General features: G+C 37.5%; 16 protein-coding genes and 2 pseudogenes. 16 read left to right on the top strand and 2 right to left on the bottom strand.

What is annotated here, in order from left to right; all coding sequences use genetic code 11:
* The first annotated feature begins 223 nt into the window (after positions 1 to 223).
* The 5 genes and pseudogenes from CUU64_RS17535 to CUU64_RS22765 all read left to right on the top strand — a co-directional run.
* Entirely contained in the window at positions 224 to 1,768 is a 1,545-nt protein-coding gene (locus tag CUU64_RS17535; RefSeq protein ID WP_101634930.1) for a class I adenylate-forming enzyme family protein, read from the top strand.
* A gap of 51 nt (positions 1,769 to 1,819) precedes the next feature.
* On the top strand, positions 1,820 to 2,590 hold the full coding sequence (locus CUU64_RS17530) for a helix-turn-helix domain-containing protein (RefSeq protein WP_101634929.1): 771 nt from the start codon (positions 1,820 to 1,822) through the stop codon (positions 2,588 to 2,590).
* 421 nt (positions 2,591 to 3,011) lie between these two features.
* Positions 3,012 to 4,331 (top strand): acetyl-CoA hydrolase/transferase family protein, encoded by a 1,320-nt coding sequence (locus CUU64_RS17525; protein WP_101634928.1) that lies wholly within the window; start codon positions 3,012 to 3,014, stop codon positions 4,329 to 4,331.
* A 158-nt stretch (positions 4,332 to 4,489) separates the two neighbouring features.
* Complete coding sequence (locus tag CUU64_RS17520) at positions 4,490 to 5,845, top strand: MFS transporter (RefSeq protein ID WP_101634927.1); 1,356 nt, start codon at positions 4,490 to 4,492, stop codon at positions 5,843 to 5,845.
* Between the two features lie 473 nt (positions 5,846 to 6,318).
* A pseudogene (locus tag CUU64_RS22765) lies at positions 6,319 to 6,453 on the top strand (NADH:flavin oxidoreductase); the annotation flags it as partial.
* A gap of 270 nt (positions 6,454 to 6,723) precedes the next feature.
* Here the strand turns inward: CUU64_RS22765 and CUU64_RS17510 are convergent.
* Positions 6,724 to 6,939, bottom strand: coding sequence for a copper amine oxidase (locus tag CUU64_RS17510; protein WP_257985581.1), 216 nt, complete (start codon positions 6,937 to 6,939; stop codon positions 6,724 to 6,726).
* A 963-nt stretch (positions 6,940 to 7,902) separates the two neighbouring features.
* Here CUU64_RS17510 and CUU64_RS17505 point away from each other — a divergent pair.
* From CUU64_RS17505 to CUU64_RS17465, 9 genes and pseudogenes are all read left to right on the top strand, one after another.
* Positions 7,903 to 9,354 carry an alpha/beta hydrolase domain-containing protein gene (locus CUU64_RS17505; RefSeq protein ID WP_101634926.1) on the top strand — a complete coding sequence of 484 codons (1,452 nt, stop codon included), beginning with the start codon at positions 7,903 to 7,905 and terminating at the stop codon, positions 9,352 to 9,354.
* 494 nt (positions 9,355 to 9,848) lie between these two features.
* Positions 9,849 to 10,046, top strand: coding sequence for a hypothetical protein (locus tag CUU64_RS17500; RefSeq protein WP_101634925.1), 198 nt, complete (start codon positions 9,849 to 9,851; stop codon positions 10,044 to 10,046).
* A 718-nt stretch (positions 10,047 to 10,764) separates the two neighbouring features.
* On the top strand, positions 10,765 to 12,357 hold the full coding sequence (gene nikA / locus CUU64_RS17495; RefSeq protein WP_374702734.1) for a nickel ABC transporter substrate-binding protein: 1,593 nt from the start codon (positions 10,765 to 10,767) through the stop codon (positions 12,355 to 12,357).
* Positions 12,358 to 12,376: 19 nt separating this feature from the next.
* The gene (gene nikB, locus CUU64_RS17490) at positions 12,377 to 13,321 is read left to right on the top strand and encodes a nickel ABC transporter permease subunit NikB (protein WP_101634923.1); all 945 of its coding nucleotides are present in this window, start codon (positions 12,377 to 12,379) and stop codon (positions 13,319 to 13,321) included.
* Positions 13,318 to 14,148, top strand: coding sequence for a nickel ABC transporter permease subunit NikC (gene nikC, locus CUU64_RS17485; RefSeq protein WP_101634922.1), 831 nt, complete (start codon positions 13,318 to 13,320; stop codon positions 14,146 to 14,148). The genes nikB and nikC overlap by 4 nt, the downstream gene beginning before the upstream one ends.
* A 20-nt stretch (positions 14,149 to 14,168) precedes the next feature.
* Positions 14,169 to 14,999, top strand: coding sequence for a nickel import ATP-binding protein NikD (gene nikD / locus CUU64_RS17480; protein ID WP_101634921.1), 831 nt, complete (start codon positions 14,169 to 14,171; stop codon positions 14,997 to 14,999).
* A 32-nt stretch (positions 15,000 to 15,031) separates the two neighbouring features.
* Positions 15,032 to 15,874, top strand: coding sequence for a nickel import ATP-binding protein NikE (gene nikE, locus CUU64_RS17475; protein ID WP_101634920.1), 843 nt, complete (start codon positions 15,032 to 15,034; stop codon positions 15,872 to 15,874).
* A 453-nt stretch (positions 15,875 to 16,327) separates the two neighbouring features.
* Positions 16,328 to 17,668 carry an MATE family efflux transporter gene (locus CUU64_RS17470; protein ID WP_374702733.1) on the top strand — a complete coding sequence of 447 codons (1,341 nt, stop codon included), beginning with the start codon at positions 16,328 to 16,330 and terminating at the stop codon, positions 17,666 to 17,668.
* Between the two features lie 199 nt (positions 17,669 to 17,867).
* Positions 17,868 to 18,698: pseudogene (locus tag CUU64_RS17465) on the top strand (helicase-related protein); the annotation flags it as partial.
* A 260-nt stretch (positions 18,699 to 18,958) separates the two neighbouring features.
* Here the strand turns inward: CUU64_RS17465 and CUU64_RS17460 are convergent.
* A complete protein-coding gene (locus tag CUU64_RS17460) occupies positions 18,959 to 20,755 on the bottom strand; it encodes a GmrSD restriction endonuclease domain-containing protein (protein ID WP_101634919.1) in 1,797 nt (598 codons plus the stop codon).
* A 466-nt stretch (positions 20,756 to 21,221) separates the two neighbouring features.
* On the opposite strand from CUU64_RS17460, the gene CUU64_RS17455 reads away from it, so the two are divergent.
* Positions 21,222 to 23,789 carry an McrB family protein gene (locus CUU64_RS17455; RefSeq protein ID WP_101634918.1) on the top strand — a complete coding sequence of 856 codons (2,568 nt, stop codon included), beginning with the start codon at positions 21,222 to 21,224 and terminating at the stop codon, positions 23,787 to 23,789.
* Positions 23,761 to 26,229: a restriction endonuclease-like protein gene (locus CUU64_RS17450; RefSeq protein ID WP_101634917.1), complete on the top strand. Its 2,469-nt coding sequence runs from the start codon at positions 23,761 to 23,763 to the stop codon at positions 26,227 to 26,229. Before CUU64_RS17455 ends, CUU64_RS17450 begins: the two co-directional genes overlap by 29 nt.
* Positions 26,230 to 26,440: the final 211 nt, after the last annotated feature.

Below are 26,440 nucleotides of genomic sequence, written 5' to 3'. Positions count from 1 at the left end.
TCTTTATCATGAGAGGTTATTTCTATTGATACGCCCATATGGATAAGTAAGATTGAACTAAGACTTATGGTGGGGAGCGTCGACAATAATCATCCTAGTGTTTACTACATTAAGTAAGTTTCAATTGTTGCACTACTATTGATGTGATCTTTTTTTGTTCTGTAATGAATAAATGGGAGTCCATAACAATTTTACGTGTAATCAGATTAAAGGAGCTGACATTTTGAATTTATATAAGATGTTTTTATTTGCCGTGGAGCGCTTTCCTGATCATCAGGCATTGGTACAAGGAGACAAGCGGTTTACCTACTTGGAACTCTCTTATGAAGTCAACCGGATAGCTTCTGCTCTGCATAAGCTGGGACTGAAACCCCATGACCAGGTAATGGTTATGTTGAAAAATCGGATTGAAACCATAGTAGTGTTTTGGGCCGTTCAGCGGTTAGGTGCGGTTTTCACTCCAATCAACCTCCGTTCATCCGCTGAAGATATCTTGTATTGCGTGAACGATCTTGAGACTAAATTCATTGTATTTGAAGAGGCCGTCAAACACCTGGTATTGAAGCAGAAATTTAACGGGCGACCGTTTTTCATTGGTCTGGAAGAAGGCGTCGGTGATATTAGCTACAGGGATCTTTTGAAATCGGGAAGTACTGAACTGCAATTTAAATTCCCTCTTATTTCGGAAGATGATCTGGCTGTTATTTTGTATACATCAGGCACTTCCGGTAATCCGAAGGGAGTGCCTCGTACGCACAAAAATGAATATTCTGCAACCATCGCCCACATCATCCAATGCGGTTACCAAATGTTTGACCGAACGCTCGGAATTCCAGCATTATCACATACGATCGGACTGCGTTCCTTATTGGCAATGACGTTTCTCAACGGTTCTTATGTAGCTTTACCAGATTTTGATTTCGAAGAATCGTTAATGGCTATCACCCAGGAAAACATTAGCTGCCTGTTTATGACTCCGACTATGTATCATGATCTCGTTTTTCATCCGGAAGCAAAGCACACGGATTTTTCGAGCATTCATTCTATTGCTTTTTCGGGTTCACCGATGTCGGAAGAATTAATTCAAAAATGCGATGAGTTAATTAAGCCGCAATATTTTGTCAATCACTACGGCAGTTCGGAAATCTTTACTTTTACCTTCTTTTCTGATGTGAGAAAGAAACCTGGATGCGCTGGAAAACCCGGATTCCATCAACGTATTAAGCTGATTAATCTGGATTGGGAGCATCAGGGCATCACCTCAGTTTCAACGAAAGGGGAAATCGGCGAGATTCTTGTGGAAATGGATTCTGCAGAAGCTTTTAAAGGCTATTGGAATCGCCCAGACGCCACTAGAAAGGCGATTAAACAGGGCTGGTATTTCACTGGGGATGTGGGCTTCTTCGATGAAGATGGAGATCTCCATGTCGTCGGACGTGTGGACGATATGATTCTCTCGGGTGGAGAAAATATTTATCCCCAGGAAGTGGGGAAAGTCCTTAGCGAGCATCCGGGTGTACGTGAAGTGGTGGTTGTTGGCGAAGTCGACAAGCGCTGGGGGGAGATTGTGACTGCCTATATTGTCCCGGAAAGTACGGAGATAACGCCACAGGAGCTAGATCATTTTTGCAAAGTTCATAAGCGATTGCCGAATTACAAGAGGCCCAGAAAATATGTATTCATTTCCGAGGTTCCAAGGAATTCAGCGGGAAAAGTATTGCGCCGAAAATTACGTGATGGAAACTATACGGAACTGACACCATTTTAATGTTTTGCTTTCTAAGCAAAATTTTGAAAGTACCAAGAAAGGAGAATTGCCTTGGCACAAATTCTAGTTGTGGATGATGATATCGAAACTCGCCAGGCCGTGCGCTCCATCCTAAAAAACAGTCCGTACTGCGATTTTCCGTTATGGGAGGCGGAAACAGCTGAGAAAGGCTTAACCTTAATCAAGCGCAAACAGCCTACTTTGTTGCTGACTGATCTGTCACTGCCGGATATGGATGGGATTGAGTTTGGAAAAAAAACGTTAAAAAACCATCCGAATATACATGTGGTGGTGGTGACACATCTGCAAATGTTTCGAACAGTACATGATTGCATTAATGCCGGATTTTCGGCTTACCTATTAAAGCCGATTGTAAAAGATGAGCTGCTGCACATTTTTAAAAGGCTGGTCACGGCCCAACTACTTAACCAAACACCGCCAATCTTGGAAAAACGGGAGAGGCCATCAGAGGAACAATTGAAGGTTGATCTAGGAAACCCGATTGAAACGGCGATAGAATATATCCAATTAAAATACTATGAACCAATCAAATTGAAGCAAGTGGCGGATTTTGTATACTTGAGTCCTTCGTATTTCAGCCAGGTATTTAAGGAAGAAACAGGAATGAACTTTGTGGAGTTCCTGAATACATATCGACTGGGAAAATCAAAGCATTTACTGAAGATGACGTCACTGCCCATAGATGTGATCGCAAGCCAAACAGGGTTTTCAAGTCCCGCTTATTTTTCAACGACCTTTAAACGCGAAGAAGGTCAGACACCTAGTGAATACAGAAACATGTTTTCCAAGCTTACCAAATAAATAGAGTGAAAAAGTAAAAGTAATAATCGGAAAATTTCGAAACTATCTAGCCTCTTTGGTCATTTACAATGAATATATTAGTCTCCCTCAGCGTGTTAATCTGTTTTTGAAATAGGCGGGCATTTATTTGAAGATCTAATACTGCCTATTTCACAAGAAGAAATGTAAGCGCTTTATAGCAAGGGGGATGACAGAGGATTAGGAGGGAAGGGAAGGCAATGCAACAGAATTGCTGTTTACAAGATAGATGATTACAGCAGAGGGGACATATGGAACTGGTCTTGCAATTTTGTGGCTGAACCTTTCGATTTGTTAACAAAGGCGAAAGAAACCGCAGGAAACGTTGCAACAACGTGGCAGCGGCTAAGAGTGTCCAATTCTGGTAATCCGATTCGTATAAATGGAACAGGAGGAAAAAGTAATGAGTTTTCATACAGAATATCAAGCTAAGTGTTACACAGCAGAAGAAGCTGTTTGTCTTATTGAACCAGGAGATGATATCATCTTACCCGTCAGTACTGGTGAACCCCCGGCATTGTTAAACGCTTTGCCTGGCCATCCACACCTGTCGGGTAACCGTCTTTACCGTATGCTGCCAGTCTATCCGGCCTTAGACGTGGAGGTTGAACGAATAAAGCAGGTGTCCATATTTTTAGGAGTACAAGACCGTGCTGGCTTTCATCAAGGAACAATCGATTTGCTTCCTAATCATTTTTCTGATATCCCGTCCCTATTACAATTAGCGACGACCAACCGTGTAATCATGGCTGCGGTTTCCCCTATGGATGAAAATGGATATTTTTCGTTGGGAACGAGCGTATCCTACGTTGGTCCATTGTTAGATGAAGCGAAGACGATCATTTTGGAAGTGAATGAAAACATGCCGCGCACCTTGGGCGAACAGAATCAAATTCACATTAGCCGTGTCAAGGGACTAATTGAAAACCATGTCAAGCTTCCGGAGTTGGGGAATCCGGAATTAACCGACAAAGATTTTACCATCGGGCAAACCATCGCTGACATTATCAAAAATGGCGATACACTGCAAATCGGATTTGGCTCAATGCCAAACGCCTTGATGGAATTTTTGAAGGATCATCGTGACCTTGGCGTCTATACGGAAATGCTGCCAGATAAAATTGTTGACTTATATGAATGCGGTGCCATCTCCAATCGAAATAAGGCGCTTTATAAAGGTAAGTTGACCGCTACCTTTGCGCTGGGAACAAAACGTTTATATGATTTTATTCATGAAAATAATGATGTTCTCATGCTTCCATGCAATGTATCAAACGATGTCCGCAATATTGCTCAACTTGATAACCTTATATCTGTGAATTCTACCGTTGAGGTCGACTTCCTTGGACAGTGTAACTCTGAAACAATTAACGGTAAATATTATTCTTCTAGTGGAGGCCAAGCGGACTTTACGAAGGGCGTGAGGCTAACGAAGTATGGACGTGGAATCATCTGCCTGTACTCTACGGCGAAGAATGACACGATTTCCAAAATTGTTCCAACGTTACCGCAAGGGGGGGTGATCACTACATCAAAAAATGATGTCGACATTATCGTAACCGAATATGGCAAAGCCGAACTCAAGGGTAAAACAATCCAGGAGCGTACCGAAGCCTTAATCAACGTTGCCCATCCAAAATTTAGAGAACACCTCACCTTTGAAGCAACCAAGTTGGGATTCCTTCCGCAAAAGTACTTCTACACTACTAATTTAAAAAAATAAATACTCTATGAATGTACTTTAAAATCTAAGCAGAAGAAATGATTAGTAGCACGAATCATCAACATACTTATTTGTAAATGTCTGTAACTTTATTTCATTTTCGTAACGCTATTATGACAAATCAAGTTTTGTATATTAAAAAGTGGGAGGAGATAATTATGCGTTCAATTAATATAAATCGTATGATTGATGAATCAAAATTTAACCGTTTCCATGGTCTTGTTCTCTTCTGGTGCGCATTTGTCATTGTCTTTGATGGTTATGATTTAGTCGTGTACGGCTCCGTTGCACCAGTACTGATGAAAGATTGGGGATTAACCCCGATTCAGACAGGAAGTTTAGCCAGTTATGCTCTTTTTGGTATTATGATTGGAGCACTCTTTTTTGGTCCGTTAGCGGATAAGATAGGACGCAAAAATGTAATCATGATCTGCGTGGTTATTTTCAGCGTATTCACGGTATTAAACGGATTCGCTAATAATCCGACTGAATTTGGAGTCTTTCGTTTCTTGGCAGGTTTAGGATTTGGCGGCGTTATGCCTAATGCTGTGGCGTTAATGACGGAATATTCCCCAAAGTCACTAAAGAGTTTATTGACTACGTTGATGTTTAGTGGTTATTGTGTAGGTGGAATGCTTTCAGCAGCGTTAGGAATTATGTTGATTCCTAATTTTGGATGGGAATCTGTGTTTTTTGTAGCTGGTATACCTTTACTCTCATTGCCGTTGATGTACAAGTACATGCCGGAATCTATCGCATTTCTTTTGGCTAAAAATAAAACTGAAGAAGTTGGTAAGATATTATGTAAAGTCAATCCTGCATATACACCTCAGAAAGATGATCATTATGAAATGATCATTCCCGCAAAAACAGGTAATACGGTTGCGCAATTATTTAAAGGTGGACGTGCTTTAAGTACTGTCATGATTTGGATCACTTTTTCCATGTGCTTACTCATGATGTATGGATTAAATACTTGGTTACCTAAAATAATGGAACAAGCAGGTTATGGATTAGGGTCAAGCATAATGTTCCTTTTAGTGTTGAATTTTGGAGCCATTTTTGGAGCTGTTTTTGGAGGATGGGCGGCAGATCGTTGGAATACCAGAAATGTCATGATTATATTCTTTATGGTGGCAGTAACTGCTTTAACATTGCTTGGATTTAAATTTAATACATTTGTTTTATATGCTCTTATTGCGGTCGCTGGAGCCACAACTACAGGTACGCAAATTATTGCCTATGCTTTCGCTGCTCAGTATTATCCCACTGAAATACGGTCGACAGGTGTTGGTTGGGCTTCTGGAATAGGACGTTGGGGTGCGATCATGGGCCCGATGATGGGAGGGTTTCTCATTACCCTGAACTTACCAACACAACAATACTTTCTTGCGTATGCCATTCCAGGAGTTATTGCAGCAATAGCACTTGGATTTGTGAAGCAAACAAACGCTTCTAAACAGGCTATCGTTCAATCATTTAATGAAGTGGCCTCGACTATTAAAGAGAAATAAGAACAATAAAGGATGAAAATTTATTTAAGCAGAAGAACGAACGGCTTGAAAGTATTTGATTAACCGCAAGCTATTGAAGAAAGCTTTTGATATTAAATATGATAGCACTAATGTCTAATGAAAAACATACAAAAAATTCGGTCTTGTTGTGCACCTCAGTTCTCAAAGCGTGAATTTCTGGCCCTTCAAAGGCTCTCAACCATATTGGTCGGGGGTCTTTTTTTATGATGAAGAGTTAACTGAAACCAGTGAGGGAAATAAAACAATATATTATAAGTTCTTTGGTGAATTAACTGCCTTTTTCAAATAAGTAGGAGGGTATGATGAATCGGGAAAAATATAATCAATTATGAAAAATACCGAACGCTCTTGTGAGAGAGGGACTTAACATGTAATTCCTTCTTTTAAGAGGGCAGCGTTCTTACCTTTGCAGTTGTAATCACGGCTTATGCTATATTTCAAGCTCTTTCAAAGAAAACCCAATTCGTCTATTAGTTGAGGTATCTAAAGCTGTTCGTGAAGCAGTCGGTAACGACTACACAGTGGGATTTCGGATTTCACAAGGTAAGGTTAATGATCACCGTCACAAATGGGCAGGAAAAGCCAGAAGGAATGTGAAGTCCAGTTGCTGCCTTCATGGGTTTTCATGCATAACTATAGGAGAGTAATGTTTAACAATTGGGTAGGCAATTTATTTCCCTGGTTTATTAGTTAATTGGCTTTGTTAAACGGGGAGGTGGGGCGAGACGGTCATTTCGACTCTAATGTTATTCACTTTATAAAATTAATACTATTAAATGACTAAGATTGTTGTCAATAATATGAATTTTAAGTGTTCTTAAAATGTGATTGTAAGCTCAATATTTATTTCAAATGTATCAGCCGAATAAATATAATAACTGGCCCGCATTTTTTGATTTGGATGGAGGAACATCAAGCGCAGGATTTCGGGTCAAAAATCCTACGGATTTTAATGAAAAGTCCATGTAAGCGGTTGGCATAACGGGCCAATCCTCTGGACGAGTGATGTGATGATGCCCCATGATACCAGACCACAATATCTTCGTTACATATGACGATTTTCTTCCGTCCACTTTTCCAGGCCGTCTCCTCCTAGGTGCTGATTTGGATAGTCTCGGATTTAATTATGACAACCAAGTTGTCCGGCCAAAGGAAAAATCATGGAGTAGCCAAACATTTTATTGTTCTAATAGTGGCTCTACTAATTTATCTAGCAATGAATGTACTGATTTAACTATTTTTAAAGATTATGATATCATCATATGTCCAACCTACAGCAGTTCCAGCGTGTTCTGTTGATATTTTCGGACCTACCGAGATAAATGGGAAGCCTATCAACCCATTCCACAGATGGTTTTTGACGTATCTTATCCATCTCACTGGCCATACGGCTGCGTGAATCAATTGTGGATTTTCCGAGGAGGGATTAACGATTGGCCTGCAAATTATTCGACGCCGTTTAGAGGATGAAACTGTATATAGAGTCTTCCGTGCCTTTGAACGAATCTCTCCAGGGAGCGGAATGCGCCCGAAATTTACACCTTAACAGCTTCATATAGGAACAAATAGCCATTCTAAATGGTCATATAGCTGAAGGCACAATGGAAGTTATAAAATCGAGAATTAAATACATCAATTAATAAAAATATCTTATTTAATGTCCTTTCAACCAAGTAACTAATAGTAAATTCAGTCCAGAAACGCCACCAGTTTCAGGTATTTTTGTGTATTATTATTTAACAGAATTAAAATTTTTTGCCGTTCGGATTGCCACGAGATATTAAGACAACTGAGATTACCAATCGAACAGTTCAGCTTTTTATATTCCCCGGATTGTTGTATCTATGTATTTTATCTTCATCCATCGTTCGTTATTGTTAAAATGACCCAATAGACCCTTTTAAGGGGTATGTGTTTTCTGCTAACTTGAAATAAACATCTTAAGTAAACGCTTACATATTTATTCTGACAATATAGGAGGTGAAATGAGGTTAAGCTCTTGTCCAATATGGTTATGTATAGGAGATGATAATGTTATGAGATTGTTGAAAAAACCTCTAGCCATCTTAGCAGCTCTCACACTTACTTCCTCATTGTACTCTTCAGCGTCTGCATCTAACATGAATGTAGGTGAAAAAGAAATGATGTCAAACGTACCGAATCCAACCGTAACTGGCCCGATTAAGTCAAATGAATTAGGCGATCCCTCCCATAACTATCCGCAGTTAGCAACGAGTATCGATCTAAAAAAGCATGGATTCACAGAAGAAGAATTCTTCTTTGAGGGAAAAGCTGCCAGGTACAACACCGAGCAATCTCTTGAGACAGCAACTCCAATCTCCAGCGGTCATCCTTATAAAACACGTATGTTGGTCCGAAGACCTATTTCTTCAGAAAACTTCAATGGAAAAGTTGTCGTGGAGTGGCTGAACGTCACAAGTGGTTACAATCTGGACGCCATGTGGATGGCATCCTCCGAGCATTTTCTTCGTGAAGGATATGCTTATGTCGGTGTTTCTGTCCAAACAGTGGGCGTTCACAGAGGGGAACAACCAGGGGAACTCCCAACAGGGCTGAAAAAATGGAGCCCAGAGAGATATGGTACGCTTGATGTAACGGATGGCGGCACGATAAACGATGACTCTTTATCCTTCGATATTTACTCACAAGCAGCTCAGGCTATCCGTCATCCTAAAGGGATTAATCCATTAGGAAATTTGAAACCAAAGATGATTCTTGCTGCAGGAGCTTCACAGTCTGAGCGCTACCTTGTAAGGTACTACAACAAGATACATCCACTCACGAATATTTTCGACGGCTATATGATGTACCTTGGCATTGGTGATAAGTTGCGTACGGATCTAAAAACCAAGGTAATCAAGGTGAATACGGAAAATGACCTTATCAGTCTTGGAGAGGTAGCGGCCCGCCAAGATGATTCAGACGTTCTTCGCACGTGGGAGGTTGCTGGTACTTCACATGTAGGCTATCAAAGCTGGGACTACCGATTAGGGCTTTTGGAGCGTGATGACCTACCCTTACCGAACCTAAATGTTTGCAATCGGCCTGGACTAAGCCGTGTTCCTTCCGGATACGTGGTGAATGCGGCTTATGAACACCTTTCGAAATGGATAAAAGCCGGCATTTCTCCGCCAAAAGGAGATCGAATCCAGGTTGAAACCAGTTCTCCTGTAGTGATAGCACGGGATAGTAATGGCAATGCTCTTGGTGGCATACGTTTACCTAAACACTCAGTTCCAACGGGTACGAATACCGGGATGAATTCAGGCGCAGGTTTCTGTTTTCTCTACGGTTCCCATGAACCTTTCAGCCAAGAGAAGCTACGGACTCTCTACCCAAATCACGGGACATACGTCTCCCGTGTCAATAAGGCAACTAACGAATTGTTAAGGCAGCAGGGCTTCCTGTTGGAAGAAGATGCAAAGATGATACGGGAAGACGCAGCTAAGTCTAGGATTGGAAAATAGATCTAAGGAAGGGAATAGTCAGCGGCATAATTTAATCTGTCTTATCCTGAAACGCCTAGTTTCAGGATATTTTTGTGTATAATTATAGAATAAAAGAAGTATATTATGAGATTTTGGACAGAACCTATAAGTATAAAAAAAGAAATCGGTAGAAGGCTTGGTATGTATGCAACTTAGAATGATACAATTTTTTTTGCCTCTTGGTTCGCCTAGAGGAATTAAGATTGCCGATATAACTGTCAAACTATTCATGCTGTTTATATTTCATGGAATAAGGTAGACTACTATGGAAAAAATGGGTTTGAAAAATATGGGAGTGTACTTTCTATTTGGCCAGGATTACGACGATCAAACAATCAGAGTCTATATGAATGAATCTAAGAATTACTTTGCAGAAAGGTTAACAATTCATAATCGGGAACACCTAATAAAAAATGAGGTGAATAGAAAATGAATAATAAAAATTTGGAACTAGTTATATTTAGGACTATGTGATGAATGATGAAAATTACTATGTAGAAGTTTTTAAGGATAGTAATCTTTTTATTGCTTTTGCATCAAAAAAACCATTATCCTATGATATTAATGAAAGAATTGGAAGAGGTACTGATTTATTCGATAAACATAAAGCGGTTAAAAATGCGATTCTTAATTTCTCTAAACGTTTATGTGAAATATACGGGTCAGTGTGATATTTACACAAAGTATCTGCTCCATATTTTCTCTATGTTCGACACAGTTTAGAAAAGAGTCTTAAGTAGATCAGAAGCAGATGTTTCTATAAACAACACACTTTGAATGTGCTTAATAAATCTAATTTTAACAAAGGGAAACAAACAGCCTGGTTTTTTATAAGGGAGAATTGTTAAGTAAGATAGTGTAAATAGACGTTACTACAAAAGGATTTTGACTACCAAAGGGGTTGTGCTAAAAAGTGAGAAGAAAACGCTGTGCAGGAATACCTCACTAAAGTCAATAGGTGGAATGGGCGGCATGATGTAATAGCTGCTCAGTCCCTTGGTATATAAGGGTATATTAAGAAGTAGGCGAACAAAATGCTAACATAATGCAGAATTAAGAGAGACTTTTCATTAGTTGTTTAAACTTTTGAGAAGTCTCTTTTTTCATTTTTTTGAATGGGGTGTTAACTCATAATATCTCTAGGGTAAAAGGCATCAAATTAATTTAGAACCTAATCAAAGTACTATTTTACCTAACCGTAGCTCATCACAAATAGACTTAAGGTTGTCAAAATAATTATTAAACTTAATAACTTGAATCCTTTGTAAAATATCTGAAAATTCATTGACAATCATATGTTCAAGCCATACTATTGATAATAGTTATCATTATCAACTCAGGAGGAACACTTTTATGTTAAACTCTAAAAATAAAAATCAATTTTTACTAATGTCCGTAATGGTCCTTATTTTATCTATGGCTTTACTTGGTTGTACAAGTGAATCTGTTGAAAATGAATCTGAATCTATTGCTGAAAGTGAAAATATAATTACTTTTGCTTGGCCAAGGGATGTAGGCACAATGAATCCACATGTCTATAATCCATCTCAATTATTTGCACAATCTATGATATATGAACCTTTAGTTAGCTATCAAGCTGGTGGAGAGTTAAAACCACATTTAGCAGAATCATGGGGAATTTCCGATGATGGGAAAGAGTATCTGTTCAAACTACGTCAAGATGTAAAGTTTTCTGATGGTACAAGTTTTAATGCAGATATTGTAAAAAAGAACTTTGATGCCATATTAAAAAATGCAGATATGCATGGGTGGTTAGGATTTATTCCGAAGATTGCTCAAACAGAGGTTATTGATGAGTATACATTTAAGTTAACATTAACAGAAGCGTATTATCCTACAATTCAAGAGTTAGCTGTTGTGCGCCCAGTTCGATTCTTAGGGGAATCTGGTTTCCCTCAAGATGGAGACACTTCAAAAGGTGTAGAAAAGCCAATTGGGACTGGCCCTTGGGTATTAGATGAATATAAAGCAGATGAATTTGCTGTATTTAAACGTAACGAAAATTATTGGGGTGAACTCCCAAGTGTTGAGCGAATTAAAGTCAAAGTTATTCCGGATGCTGAAACACGAGTGCTAGCTTTCGAAAAAGGTGAATTAGACCTTGTGTATGGTGAAGGTGTTATCAGTATAGATTCTTTTAAGCAATTAGAGTCCACAGGTTCCTATGGAACTAGCATTTCTGAGCCAGTCGCTACTAGACAGCTAGTGCTGAATACGAATAAAGAACAGCTTTCAGATCTACGTGTTCGTCAAGCATTACATTATGGATTTAATAAACAAGCAATGGTTGAGGGTGTGACATCTGGCTTGGAGGAGAAGGCTGACTATATCTTACCAACAAATTTCCCTTATACTTCAAATGTTGATGCAACAGTAGTTGATTATAATGTTGAAAAAGCACAACAATTATTAGATGAAGCAGGATGGAAGTTACCAGAAGGTAAAAATATTCGCGAAAAAGATGGGAAGCCTCTAGAAATTGAGTTAATGTACAACTCTGCTGAATCCATTCAAAAAACAATGGCAGAAACATTACAATCTGAGTGGGCAGCATTAGGCGTAAAATTAAATATTGTTGGTGTTGAGCTTACCACTCAAGTTGAAAGATTCAAAGCGAATGAGTTTGATATGAACTTCTTCAGTAACTATGGAGCTCCATATGACCCACATACTTTCGTAAATATAGTCGCAACAGAAGGATTTGGGTTTAGGGAAGCTATTTCATCTTATCCTAATAAGGAGGAGTTACTGGAGCAAATAGCTGAAGTTCAGCAAACTACGGATGAAGAAGAGCGTGAAAAGTTGTACACAGGTATTTTAGGTTCCTTACAAGAGCAAGGTGCAATTGTACCTATATCTTATATTAGGAAAATAGCAATCTATCAAAATAATGTTTCAGATTTTACATTCCCAGCAAATCGCGATGAACATCCATTTACAGGAATAAGTGTAAACAAGTAAGTAACAGGAGAGGTTTTTCATGGCTATTTATGTTTTTAAACGAATAATCACCATTGTTCCAATCTTTCTTTTGGCCACTCTAGTAACATTTGGAATGATTAATCTATCACCAGTGGATCCAGCTGAAGCTTACTTTGCTGCAGCACATATCCAACCAACAGATGAGATGTTGGAACAAAAAAGACATGAGTTCGGCTTAGATCAACCTCTCCTAATCCAATATGCAAATGCACTTATTAAGATATGCCAACTTGATTTTGGCATATCTTATGTTACGAATAAACCTGTATGGGAAGAGATTTCCTCTCGCCTGCCAGCAACTATTCAGTTAACGGCAGGTAGTCTATTCATTGCTATCATAGTCAGTGTCCCTATTGGGTTTTTAGCTGGAATAAAGAAGAACAGTGGAATGGACCATTTAAGTCGATTCCTATCTTTTATTGGGGCATCTGTCCCATCCTTTTGGCTTGGATATTTGTTCATTTTTTTCTTTTCAGTAAAGCTAGACCTTTTCCCAGTGGAGGGTACAGGGACATGGAGGCATTTGATATTGCCTTCTGTCACGTTGGCATTCCCTTTAATAGCTTTATATACCCGACTGTTACGTGCAAGTGTTATTGAAAATCTTCACGAGCCCTATGTCCTTTTTGCACGGACGAGAGGGATTCATGAAAAAATTATAATGGGAAAGCATGTATTAAGAATTGCCATCTCTCCTATGATTACTGGACTTGGGATGAATTTAGGAAACTTAATGACTGGAGCAATCATTGTAGAGGCAGTCTTTTCATGGCCTGGGTTTGGACGATATTTTATTGAGGCTGTTTTTAACCGTGATGTTCCTGTTATTCAAGGCTATGTGCTGTTAGCAGCAGGATTATTCCTTATAAGTAACTTAATTGTCGACCTTATCCAAATGTATATTGACCCACGTATTTTAAGAAAAGGAAGGCAGTACGAATGATAGCAAAGTTTCGTGATATGTTAAGAAGTCAAAGAGTGATTGTCTTTTGTTCTCTTATACTGTGTATGTTATTTTTGATCACCCTCTTTGCTCCGTGGCTTGCACCTAATGACCCTATCGCTGTAAATTTATCTCATAAACTACAGAAACCTTCTGTAGAGTATCCATTAGGAACAGACCATTTAGGTCGATGTACACTTTCACGGATTTTAATCGGAGCAAGAATTTCGCTTGGGTATGCTATGCTTATTTTTATTTCAGCTTTAAGTATTGGTTTAATCATTGGTATCATTGCTGGGTATATAGGCGGTTGGGTTGATCGATTGTTAATGAGATTTGGTGATGGTCTGATGGCGATCCCAAGTCTCTTGTTTGTTCTTGGTTTTGTTGGTATTTGGGGAGCAGGTCTTATGCAAGTTGTTTTAGGATTAATTCTCGTACAATGGGTTTATTACGCAAGGGTAATTCGAGGAATGGTTCTAAGTCTGAAAGAACAGAACTATATTACTGCAGCTAAAATCAGTGGATCTTCTACTTGGACCATCATGAAAAAACATATTATTCCTAATGTTCTTCCATCATTAGCGGTAATGGGAACATTAGAAATGGGTTGGGCGATTATGAATTTATCATCCATGTCCTTCTTAGGATTAGGTGTGCAACCCCCTATACCCGAGTGGGGGGCGATGATTCATGAAGGGAAGTCATATATTAGAACAAATCCAGCATTAATGATTTATCCGGGGTTAATGATTATGCTAGTTGTTGTTACCTTTAATTTATTAGGAGAAGCACTATCTGAACGTTTTGATGTTAAACGCCGCTAATAAAAAAGGACTGATAAATAATGGAAACAAAAGAGCGAATTATTCTAAATGTCAGAGACTTACATGTACAAGTAAGAACCCAAGAAGGTATTTCCACACTTGTTCAGGATATTAATTTTGGAATTAAAAAAGGAAAGATACTAGGTCTTGTTGGGGAAAGCGGTAGTGGTAAAACCGTTACAAGTATGTCTATCCTACAGCTGCATGATAAAAAGAATATGGATATTAGAGGAAGCATTACACTACAAGGTAGGGAATTGAATGGGTTAAAAAACAGAGAAATGCGGAAAATTCGAGGGAAGGATATTGCTTTCATTATGCAAAATCCGATGAATGCATTTACTCCAGTTTTTACGATTGGCCATCAATTTATTGAAACGATTAAATCTCATACTTCATTAAATAAAAAGCAAGCAAAGGAGCTTGCGATTGATGTGTTGAAAAGTGTAAATTTGCCAAATCCCGACAAATTGTTAAAAAACTATTCTTTTCAATTAAGTGGAGGTATGCTTCAACGAGTGATGATTGCGATGGCTGCGTGCTTACAACCCTCCGTTATAATTGCCGATGAGCCAACTACAGCACTTGATCTTCATAGCCAATTATTAGTGCTTCGTCTATTAGATAAGGTACGTTCTGAGTATGGAACATCTATTTTACTCATTTCTCATGATCTTGGAGTTATTTCAGAGTTGGCTGATGATGTAATCGTGATGCAACATGGAAGAATAGTAGAAACTGCAAATGTGTTGGAATTATTTGATGATCCACAACATGAGTACACGAAGAAGCTGTTAAGGACAAGACCAACCTTATATTCTCAAAAACAACCCTACACCTACATGTTGTAACGGACAAATCGAATTTCCTAGGGGTGAAACCATTGAGCTTATTACAGGTAAAAAGAGTAAGCTTTAGCTATAATTCTAAAAAGCTTTTTAAAGGGAAGAATCAAACAAATAAGATTCTTAATGAGATTTCCTTTGCTATTGAAGAAGGGACATGTTTGGGCTTAATTGGTACAAGTGGAGCTGGTAAAAGTACCTTAGGGAAAGTAATTCTTGGGATTAAACGCCCACAGCAAGGTCAGATTTTGTTTCAAGGACATGATATTTACAATGTGAATAAAGCTACCCGACAAAAAATACGCCGTGATCTCCAAGTTGTATTTCAGGACTCATATTCTGCTGTTAATCCCCGAATGACAGCAGAACGAATTATAAGAGAGCCATTAGAGAACTTTGAAAAGCTAACTGTAGGAGAACAAAAAAGAAGGGTCATTGAGCTATTAGAAAGAGTTGGCTTAAGTGAAAAGGATCTGAAAAAATACCCTCACCAGTTTAGTGGTGGACAATTGCAAAGGATAAATATTGCTAGAGCAATTGCTCTAAAACCGAAGTTAATCGTTCTTGACGAATCAGTAAGTAGTTTAGACATGGTTACACAAAGCTTAATTTTGCAATTATTAAATGAATTAAAGGATGACTTCGGTTTATCCTATCTTTTTATTACACATGATATTAAGGCAGCTTTTTCAATATCAGATCAAATTGGTGTCCTTGAAAATGGAGAACTGATTGAGCTTTACGATTCAAAAGACCAATTTTTTTCCTCAAAACACCCCATTGTTAAACGATTAAGAGACTCCATCCTTGCTGAACATCCACGTTTTCGTACACTTACAACGAAAGCAAACTGGAATAACACAAATAGATTATCTAAATAATCGTGAAGTCAGATAAAATAAAACATAGAATTTGATGTTAAAGACGGCTCAAAAGAAATCTAAAACGAAAAATTCTGTATTTATATCATTAGGGTAAAACAGATTTATTCCCGCGATGAAGATCATCTTCAAGATGGAAGAATATTGTAAAATATGCGTAAGGACAGGGAAACCTGTCCTTTTCTACATAATGAAAGGGAGTAAACTTTAAGCTATTATGTAATTCTCACTACTTGTTTGGTTTGGGTTTATAGATGTTCTTTTAAATCGGAATGTTTTATGATGGGATAGAAAACCTTTAGATCTATAGGTGCGCCCCATAATCTCCAAATACAACAATTGTTAACGTTTCGAATGATTAAAATGTTCTCAGGTTGTATTAACAATGTGGAAAGCCATAATTCAAGTAGCTTCAATTGATTAAGTTATGCAAAAAGTAGGAGGAATATGAAGTTGGCAACAGAACCAATGACCTTAAATGGCACTGTATCCTTTAGTCATAGGCAGTACTTAGTGTTAGCAGTTCCACTTATTATATCAGGCATTTCAACACCTATTTTAGGAGCTGTCGATACAGCGGTAATAGGAAGGATTCCTGACCCGGCTTCCATTGGTGGAGTCGCTGTTGGGGCAGTTATCTTTAATACGATGTACTGGCTGCTTGGGTTTCTCAGAGTTAGTACAAGTGGATTTACTGCTCAGGCAGAAGGAGCAAATAACCAGAGAGAGATGGTATTATCGTTTCTTAGGCCAATGATATTAGCCATATTGTTTGGCTTATTTTTTATCATTTTACAGGGGCCCATTTTAACCATGGCCTTATCATTAATTGGAGGAAGTGAAGCAGTATCATCCTTTGCTTCCACCTATTTTTCTATTCGAATTTGGGGAGCACCTTTCATTCTACTAAGTTACGTCATTATTGGTTGGCTAATTGGAATGGGAAAGGTTCGTTTAGCATTAGCTACTCAAATATGGATGAACGTCTTAAACATTATATTGGATCTTGTTTTTGTTTTTGGATTAGGAATGGGAGTGAAGGGCGTTGCTTATGCTACTCTTATCGCTGAGGTTAGTGCTGTTGTGTTAGGAGCGTTGCTTCTATACCTTACCAATAGAGAGAAACTAGCTAGTATAAAGTTATCGATGTTGCTAGAAACAGAACCCATATTAAAAATGATGAAAGTGAACAGGGATTTATTCCTAAGGACTGTATGTTTGCTTACAATGACCGTAACTTTTACTTCTATCGGGGCAAGTATGGGCGAAGTTACGTTAGCAGCCAATGCCATCTTACTACAAATTCACTATATTATCGCTTATTTATTTGGTGGTTTCGCGAATGCTTCTAGTATCTTGGTTGGCAGAGCTATTGGTGGAGAAAACTTGTTTCTTTATAAGCGTGCGCTTACTCTTTCCGCTCAGTGGGGTTTAGCTTCAGCCATTCTTTTGAGTTTAATCGTGCTTATTTTTGGTGATAGTATAATTGCGTTATTTACAACTATACCAGATGTTAAATCTATGTCAGAAGATTTCCTAGTGTGGATGCTAGTGTTTCCAATAGTTGGATTCTGGGGTTTGCAGCTAGAAGGAATTTTTTCAGGTGCTACTGAAGCAAAATCAATTCGGGATTCCATTGCTTTAGCATTGATTGTCTTTTTAATAACTCTTTGGTTGTTTGTCCCTCTATATCAAAATCACGGATTATGGCTTGCATTTGTCACATTTAGTTTTTCTCGTTCTTTCTTTTTATCGTTATTTGTTCCCAAATTAACTGGTCAAAAATTTTACTAACCATTTTTAGAAAGATGCGTAAATGAAATGCTAACATTTTGCTAATGCAATCCAATGAAAAACAATAAATTCTCGTTAAAGATGTTACAGACAGAAATTTACAAAACCTATATATACCGCACTTTTAGCACACATCGGTAACGATATTACACACTCTCACCTTTGGGGCGGCATGATGTAATTAATTTCTAGTAACCGAGTAAGCCTGCATTCCCAACAAAAAGAGTATGGCAGAAAAGATTCCATTGATCAGCTGGCAAAGGGAGAACTGGATGTCATCTTTACAGTAAATTTGTTTAATGAAGGTGTCGACATTCCAACGGTTGATACACTTTTATTTGTCCGACCGACTGAATCGTTAACTGTTTTTACCCAACAAATTGGCAGGGGATTGCACGTCTGCGTGATTCCAAGGACTACTGTGTGATCATTGATTTAATAGAGCCAGTTGTTCCGGAGCTGTGTGAAATCCATTTGGATACACAAGTTATCAATCTATTTAAGGAAATGGCTAGAAAGAAACAGCCGAGGAAAGAAAAGTTTTTAAATTATTACCTTATGTTAAAGCAGGAATTGGGCAGAAGACTTTCCTATCTTGAGTTGCACTTGAAGGGGGAAGGGGGCTTCGGAGTCGTCTCATTACCGGAGGAGATTTCATCGTACTATGGTTTTTTGGAATGGGCAGACGAACTTTCTGAAGCCGAACAGAAGTGTACATAAGATATAGGGAATGGATAGTCGAAGTCGAGAAAACCGGAATGGCAATAAGCTATAAGATGGTTGTATTGAAGTATATGCTTCAAAAGGGACCAGAAGTCTTTGGGATTATGATGAAGCAAAAATAAGTAAGCTCATTGCCACAATGCCTATGACAAAGTGGAGCGGCAGTAGCAATTTAATTTCGTATGAAGATGTTACTTTTAAATTGGAATTTGATGTTCTGTCGGAGGATTGGCAGATTCTGTTTGATATAACTAAAGATATTTGTGAGTATAGGCTGCATTATCATTTTGAGCGGAGGCCGGAATAGAAATTTATACAATTTAGTTACATATTTAAAGTGATTCTGGATTGGATGAGGTGCATCGTGCGAGACTTCACTGAGATTTCTAGTAGCATAAGTGGAAGTAATTGTTTTTTGTTACATAGCGGCTTGTTTGAATATTGGGTCGTACGTTTTTATTTGGTTATTATCACTCCTTGAAATAAACAGCACCCAATAATCGTAACATAAAATAAATAACCGGTACATTTATACACCGGTTATTTATATGTTTTTAGTTATTTGACTTATAACTTTTCATAAAACTTACGAATCTTGTTAGCCATAAGCTGTCGGCGTTCAATTAAGAATTCTTCATAGTTGGAATGATCTAAATTAAATAATGATTGTGGGACACAGTTCATTTCCATGTTATATTCCAGTTCAGCAGGGTGTGTAATTTCACCAATAACATTTTTTTCACCACTGGTTTGCTTTTTTACCATCTCCATATATTCAGAAGGAGCTTTATCCTTTATAGCAAGATTGACAATTTGTTCGGTGTAAACGTAGTTAGCAATTTGATTATATTTTCCCCGATTGTTTATTCCGTTTTTTTGCAGGTATTTTTTAGGGAAAATGTGATGCACATCTCCTCGTTCTTCGATCAGATTGCTCACTGTAATCGATTTTGACAAAAATGCATGATCTTTATCATAAATTTGTGCCATAATGAACAGATTGAAATAAGGGCTGCTTGTGACGGATGTATCCAAGTTTGTAACCAGGATATTATTCCAGTAGGCATCCGAAAGCTCTCCGGCTTCAACACTGTTGAGGTATTTATCAGGTGTATCTGCAAGATTAAATCGGCGAATGTCAAATTCAAACATGGTTTCAGGGGAGCCTGAATAACGTTCTGTTAGTACTGATAGAACCAGCCATTTTCGGACAATTCGATTAATTTCACTACCATCAATATTTTTCTCTCTAAGTAATAGAAACAGAGTATAAGCAAAGTTTAGGGCATTCTTAGAACGGATCAATTTGGGTGTTATGATACCTGCAGATTTAACAATCATTACAAACCGCTTGAAGTTTGTTTCATTTATGAACTCCAATACGCCTTCCTTTAAACTCCTGAATGAAGATTCAACTATTTCTTCTTTGTATTCACGTGTTTCGAAATCACGTCCAGACAGTAGACTTACTAAGTTCGCAATCTTTCCTCTTAAAAATTTGTAAGTAAATGCAACTCTTAATAAATCAGAATAACTAGGCTCATAGATGGATACATGATAATCTTTTACCCATTTTATTTTTTGAAAACTTTCTGTTGAAGCAAACTCACCGTCATTATTTTCGATATGAGAATAATCAGATGGATTTTTTATCATATGGCAAAAATAATCAATTGTCTTTCGGATAATTGGGCCTTCGTACAATTCATTTACGGTAATCTTCGACATTGCAAAGTCAGCTTGGCTCAAGACTACACCTGCAGAATTTATTCTAATAAAAATCTCTGTTACTGTTTCGATGTCCAGGTTATGTGACAACTCGATCATACCTATACTACTATATTTAATTTGCATTAACTTCTGGAGAACTTTGTTCATATCATTAGGAGTTATATCAGTATTTCTATTACAATAGTCATTTATGAAACTAAATGAATCAAAATCAGGAGCAAATACATTTGCAATGTCTGGGATCCATCTGGAATTTTTTAAAATCGCAGGGTTTGTTACTTCAAATTTTTCTTCTATAGGGTTAAAAGCGATTCGGATTTTCTTCTTTTTGTAATTGGAATCAACTACTTCTTCCCCAGTTATGGCTGCAGTCAATGCGGTAATACGTTGTTGTCCGTCAATTAGTATTTTCTTCCCCATAGATATAGAACCATCTTTAAGTTTCGTATCTGGGTTTTGCCAGGTAATGATATAACCTACAGGGTAATTTTTATAAAGAGAATCCATTAAATCTCTTACTTTAGAAGCATCCCACACAAAGGGTCTCTGAATTTCCGGGATGGCAATCATTTTATTCTTTATCCAACTAATGATTGACTCAACTGTACTATTGTTTACATTGTAATTAGACAATTCTTATCCATCCTTTTTAATTTCTTCTTAACAAGTATAACGTAAATTCAAAATTGATTCCTATTTCAGCATGAATTTGGAAGGGTTACCCTTGTTTCTAAATGACATTGTATTCAATTTATCAAAATGCAGTTATAGTATCTGAAATGATAGCTATAAAGCTTCTATTAATTTTAATAGTAAAAACCTATAATAAAATGAATGGTTGTGCCACGAAAAAAAGATTACATGAAAGTATTCCAATTTATTGTAAAAACAGATTTTTTCGAGACTGAAGGTATTTAAATTTAATGAGGGAAAAGTTAAATATCGTTAGTTTTGATACCTGAGTTTGAACGAAACGGTATCATATGTAATGTGCCTCTTCTCAGTAAAGGAATAGGTGAACAATTGGAATTTTATATAGATAATACGTACTAGATATTTTGTAGTTTACATCAAGTGTAATTCATTTGGGGGAATTGTTATGCTCGAAAAAATGCTGGGTAAGCTAGCAGAAAATATATCTGAAGTCACTACTTTAAGTACCGGTAAATCAAATTTTATTACAAAAAAAGACCATAATGGAATATATGTTGAAACGCATTCTTCACGCGAGAAATTTAAGAATGGAACGAAGGACAACCCCTTTGAACATATCTCTTTTGATTTCATTGAACAGGCTTGGAAGGAATTCACGATAGCAAGAACCGCTACTGCTAATGAATTTATTAAAACACGTGGACGTTCTTCATTTTTAATGGCTATGATTTCTAAGCTTCCGTTTGTAGAAGTAGTGAATGTGGATGGATCTATGGCGGTAAAGTTAAAGGAATTTAAGACTGATGATTTACCATGTGAAAAACTGGACAAAGTAATCCAATTTCTGGAGGACGTTATATTAGGGACATACGATCCAAAACATTTAAGTAAACAAGTCAATGCTGATCTTTACAAAGTTAAATCGAATAGTCGTCAGGATTTGAGGATTATCGGGGTATTAAATAAAAATAACGACATAAACCAAGATGTATTACAACTTTTCCTCCAAATAGATAATAAGAAACAGATGATTCAGAATTTAGTACAAAACCACCAATATTTTCAAATAACACTCACTTGTTTGTCCATTCTCAAAGATTTTTCGAAGTCTGAAAAAAGGAGGGCCCTTGAGGAATTGGGCATGTTGATAGTACGTAATTCAATGGGTGACAATTTGATGGTTGAATCTGTTGCAAAACAGAGAACATTAAATTTATTAACTTGGCTTGAAGATCTACAGCTCATAGATTCAGATTGGACACCCATAGATCTTAACTTGTCTGGAAAGGTGCAAAAAGTGGAAACTCAAATTAGAGAATACCTATTAAAAATAGCAAATGAATACTTAGACTCAAGAAGACAAGAGTTTGGAGGGAATCCATTAGCTAGCTTTATTAGACATGACGTTCCAAACGAATTTGGTAGATTATCAGTTTTAAATAACACCAATTATCTAGTTGCGGCATCTGCCGGAAAAGGAAATTGGACCTCAGTACCGTGGATTTCTATTTTAAATAAAGAAGTGACAAACTCAACCCAAAAAGGATATTATCTCGTTTATTTATTTAGTGAAGATATGAAACGACTCTATTTATCTTTTGCACAGGGAGTCACGGAAACTTCAAAAGAAGATATGCTTCGTATTAAGCAAGAGATTCGAAACGAAATTAAGATGGAGCAGCAAGTAAAACGGGATGATAACATTTATTTGGGAGACAGTAATCGAGCTAAGCAATATGCAACATCTACCGCTGCTTATATTGAATATGACTTAAGTAAACTACCTTCACAAGAGGAAATTATACATGATTTATCACTAATGATCGTTTACTATGAGGAATTTATTGAATTAAAAACAAACCAATATAAACCAGTTCATGGCAATAGTATGATCTTAGAGGAAAAAGAATTCTTTCAAAATAATCAGGAATTAATAGATCATATTCATTCCTTTATAAAAAGTAAAGGTTTTTTCTACACAAGGGAAGAAGTTATCAACTTATTCCTCTCCCTTAAAACCAAACCCTTTGTAATCCTGTCTGGTATTTCAGGTACAGGAAAAACGAAGATTGTTCAGTGGTTTGCGGAAAGTGTAGGCGCTACGGAAGAAAATGGACAATTTACTTTAATTCCAATTCGTCCAGATTGGAACGATGGTTCGGATTTGCTTGGGTACGTTGATATAAAAGGGGATTTTAAAGAAGGTCAATTGACCAAGATTATACAAAGAGCGGAAGGCAACCCTGATTTGCCGTATTTTGTACTGCTGGATGAGATGAATTTAGCAAGGGTGGAGCATTACTTTAGCGATATCTTAAGTGTTATGGAAAGTAGAAAGTGGCAGGATGGAAGAATGGTTACATCCAACTTGTTGTCTACAGAAGTGGCGGGGAGTGATATAAAACTTCCTACAAATTTATATATTATCGGTACAGTTAATATGGATGAAACGACACATCCGTTTAGTAAGAAGGTATTGGATCGCGCCAATACCATTGAATTTAATCGGGTCGAGTTATCGAATGTATCGTTTTTAGAAGAGCTTGAGGAAGTAGAACCTATTAGTGTTTCGGATAAGAAATTTCATTCTGAGTTTTTACATTTAAAAGATCTTTATCAAAAGAATAAAGACCTGGTGTTAAAAACGACATCAGAGTTGGAATTTATTAATCAATCATTACAGCTCATTAATGCACATATCGGTTATCGTGTTCGAGATGAGATTTGCTTTTATTTGGCCTATAACGAGGCTAGTGATTTGTTGGACTATGACCAAGCGTTTGATTATTGTATCTTACAAAAAATTCTTCCTCGTGTTTCCGGAAGTGATTCGAGAGTAGAGAGGCTGTTAATGGGACTTTATCGATTGTTTACGGGAAAAGAATTTCTCGAGGAAAGTGACGATTTGGAGCTGGATTTTAAAGCTGCGAAATATCCAATTAGTGCAGCAAAAGTAGTTGAGATGCTTAGGAGGTTGAGGGACGATGGCTTTACTTCCTTCTGGATCTCGTGAAGATGTAGAGCTAGTCCTTATTGAACACAATGATTTCTCATTAGTGATAAAAGGGAAGCCATTTCATCATAGGTATGAGGGCCTAAAGCAATATCGAGCCATGGACTACCATGATGTGATGGGTTTTTCAGTCAAGGGTAGTGGTCTTGGAAGTATACAAGTTTATGATATTGAGGCTCAAGAATTATCAACATCTGAGAAATTACGCCCGATCTTTTTCGAAAATGGAAACTATCAAGTTATTGTTATGCCAAAGGAAAAAGATAAAGAGCTTTATTTCTATCATGAACATCCCTTATTGAGACAAGCGATCTCAATGGTTCAGTTGGCAGGGACCCGAATGTTAATGGGGAATTTACAATTTCAAAATGAGGTTGGCTTAACAACCTTTGAAATTCAATCAGGGAAGGACACGCTTCTAGAGGTAACGTTAGAAATTTTCCCCACGAAACTAGATTATAAGAAAGATTATCAACGGTTATTAGAAGAAGTAAACGAGGAAATTTATAACTTGGCTTTCCATTTTATTAAGAAGACTTATTTAGGGGCAAGTATAAAATTAGATGGAAAGCCCAGTCGAACGGAATTTTATCGTTTAATCACTAAGCATTTTAATCAGTTTCTTCAGGCTATCACACGTATTGAAAGACAGCCTCATCACCGCCTAGAAAAAACATACATAAGAGCAAGAGGCGATCAGTTAAGTAAAACAGATACAACTACACGAAAATATTTACAGAAGCGAACACAGCTTCTAGTAGAAGTAGATCGTGGGATCAACATTGAAGATAGAGATTTCATGCCAATCACTGGGTTAAAGGCGAAGAAAGAATTAGTGTATGACACCTATGAGAACCGTTACGTGAAGTACATCATGAACCGACTGATTGATAAGCTTGATGACCTGTTAGACACAGTCTTTAACCAAACAAAACGGTGGACTGAACAACCTGACCCAGAGTTGGTTGAAAGAATAACCGATATGAAAAAAAAACTGGTGTCCAAATTGAAGAATCCGTTCTGGAGAGACATTGGCAGGCTTGATCGATCAGTCATGAGTCTAGTTTTACAAATGGCTCCAGGTTATAGAGATGCCTTTCAAATATTCTTAACCATTTCTAAAGGGTTAATGCTGCAAGGTAAGATCTATCAAATGTCGGTTAAGGATGTGGCGACATTATATGAATACTGGACATTCTTAAAGCTGGGGCAAATCTTACATACCAAGTATGAACAAATCAGCCAGAACGTTGTACAGGTTAGTAGAGATGGTTTATTTGTTAACCTAGAGGCAAATCGATCCGCGCAGAGAATTTTTGTTCATTCAGTTACTAGGGAAAAAATTATTCTTACGTATCAAAAACTAGAAAATCATCTTCCTACCATTTCACAAAAACCGGATACCATGCTCACCATTGAAAAAAAGGGTAGGGATCACAAGTATAATTACGTTTTTGATGCTAAGTATCGGATTGATTATGCCCAGGAAGGAAGCTATTACAACAAGCGATATAAAAAGGCTGGCCCTTTAGAAGAGGACATCAATACTATGCATCGTTATAGGGATTCACTCGTTGTTATGAATGAAGGACCATATGAACGAACAGCTTTTGGCGCTTATGTGTTATTCCCTTGGTATGATGAAACAGATTACGTGCAGCATCATTTTTATCAAAGTATTGATAAAGTAAACATAGGGGGATTGCCTTTTTTACCTAACGCGACGGCTCTAGTTGAACAATTTGTTGAAAGATTAATAGAGAAAAGTCCAGAAGAGATTCAAAAGGAAGGTATACTCCCTAGGGGCACAAAGGAAGCATGGAACTCAAGTTTAGAAGAAAAAGTACTCGTAGGCCTTGTAGCTGATTTTGAACAGTATAAAGGATTTATACAAAATGGATATTACGAGATCCCGGTCAAGCAGTTGAAAAAAGGTTGGCAGGAAGCTAAGTATATTGCCTTATATGCTAAAGCGGGGATAGGCTTGCCGAACGGTATTTCTGAATATGGCAAGGTAAATTACGTTAGTACAGTAAGACGAGAGGAAGAAGAATATATTCGCTTTAGCGTTGATGTATGGACGAATATGAAATTGATTAAACCAGTACACTACGGCATCGCTACTTATATGATGACCACTTTCTCATTGCTAAAGGACGCCGAAGAGTTACCAGAACTATACATGAAAACTCGAGAAGAAACCACTCTATGGCGGATGTTGAGAAGAATATCGGACAAGGTAGAGATCGGATTAGATCATGCAACAATTGATCAAGCCTCTATGGTTGAACAGTTCTCTTTTGTAAATATCAAGATTCAAATTGATAGAAATAATGATGTTATCCACTTGATAAAAGAAGATACGGAAGAAAAGATGCCCTTAGATTTGTTAGTGAGCCAGCCTTCTTTAGTGTTTAAGAAGATTCTATCATTTCTTTGATAAGGCAGATTAAGTGAGAACGTCACGCTGCTTCAAAAGATGCTGGATTTTAGCGGAAGTGTTCACACTCCTAAAGATATTGTGAAGCTTAATAAGATGGTCAACGCAAGTATTGGATTAATTAATGAAGTGTGGTTTCACTGGCGTTATAAGCACGCTTCTTTAGTCGAAGAGGAACCGCCTGATTTAGGCAGAAAACTAAACTCATTAA

It is taken from the genome of Bacillus sp. V5-8f (assembly GCF_002863565.1).
Taxonomy (GTDB): domain Bacteria; phylum Bacillota; class Bacilli; order Bacillales; family DSM-1321; genus Peribacillus.
The sequence above is the reverse complement of the archived record's forward strand: the minus strand, read 5'-3'. Positions and strand labels throughout refer to the sequence as shown.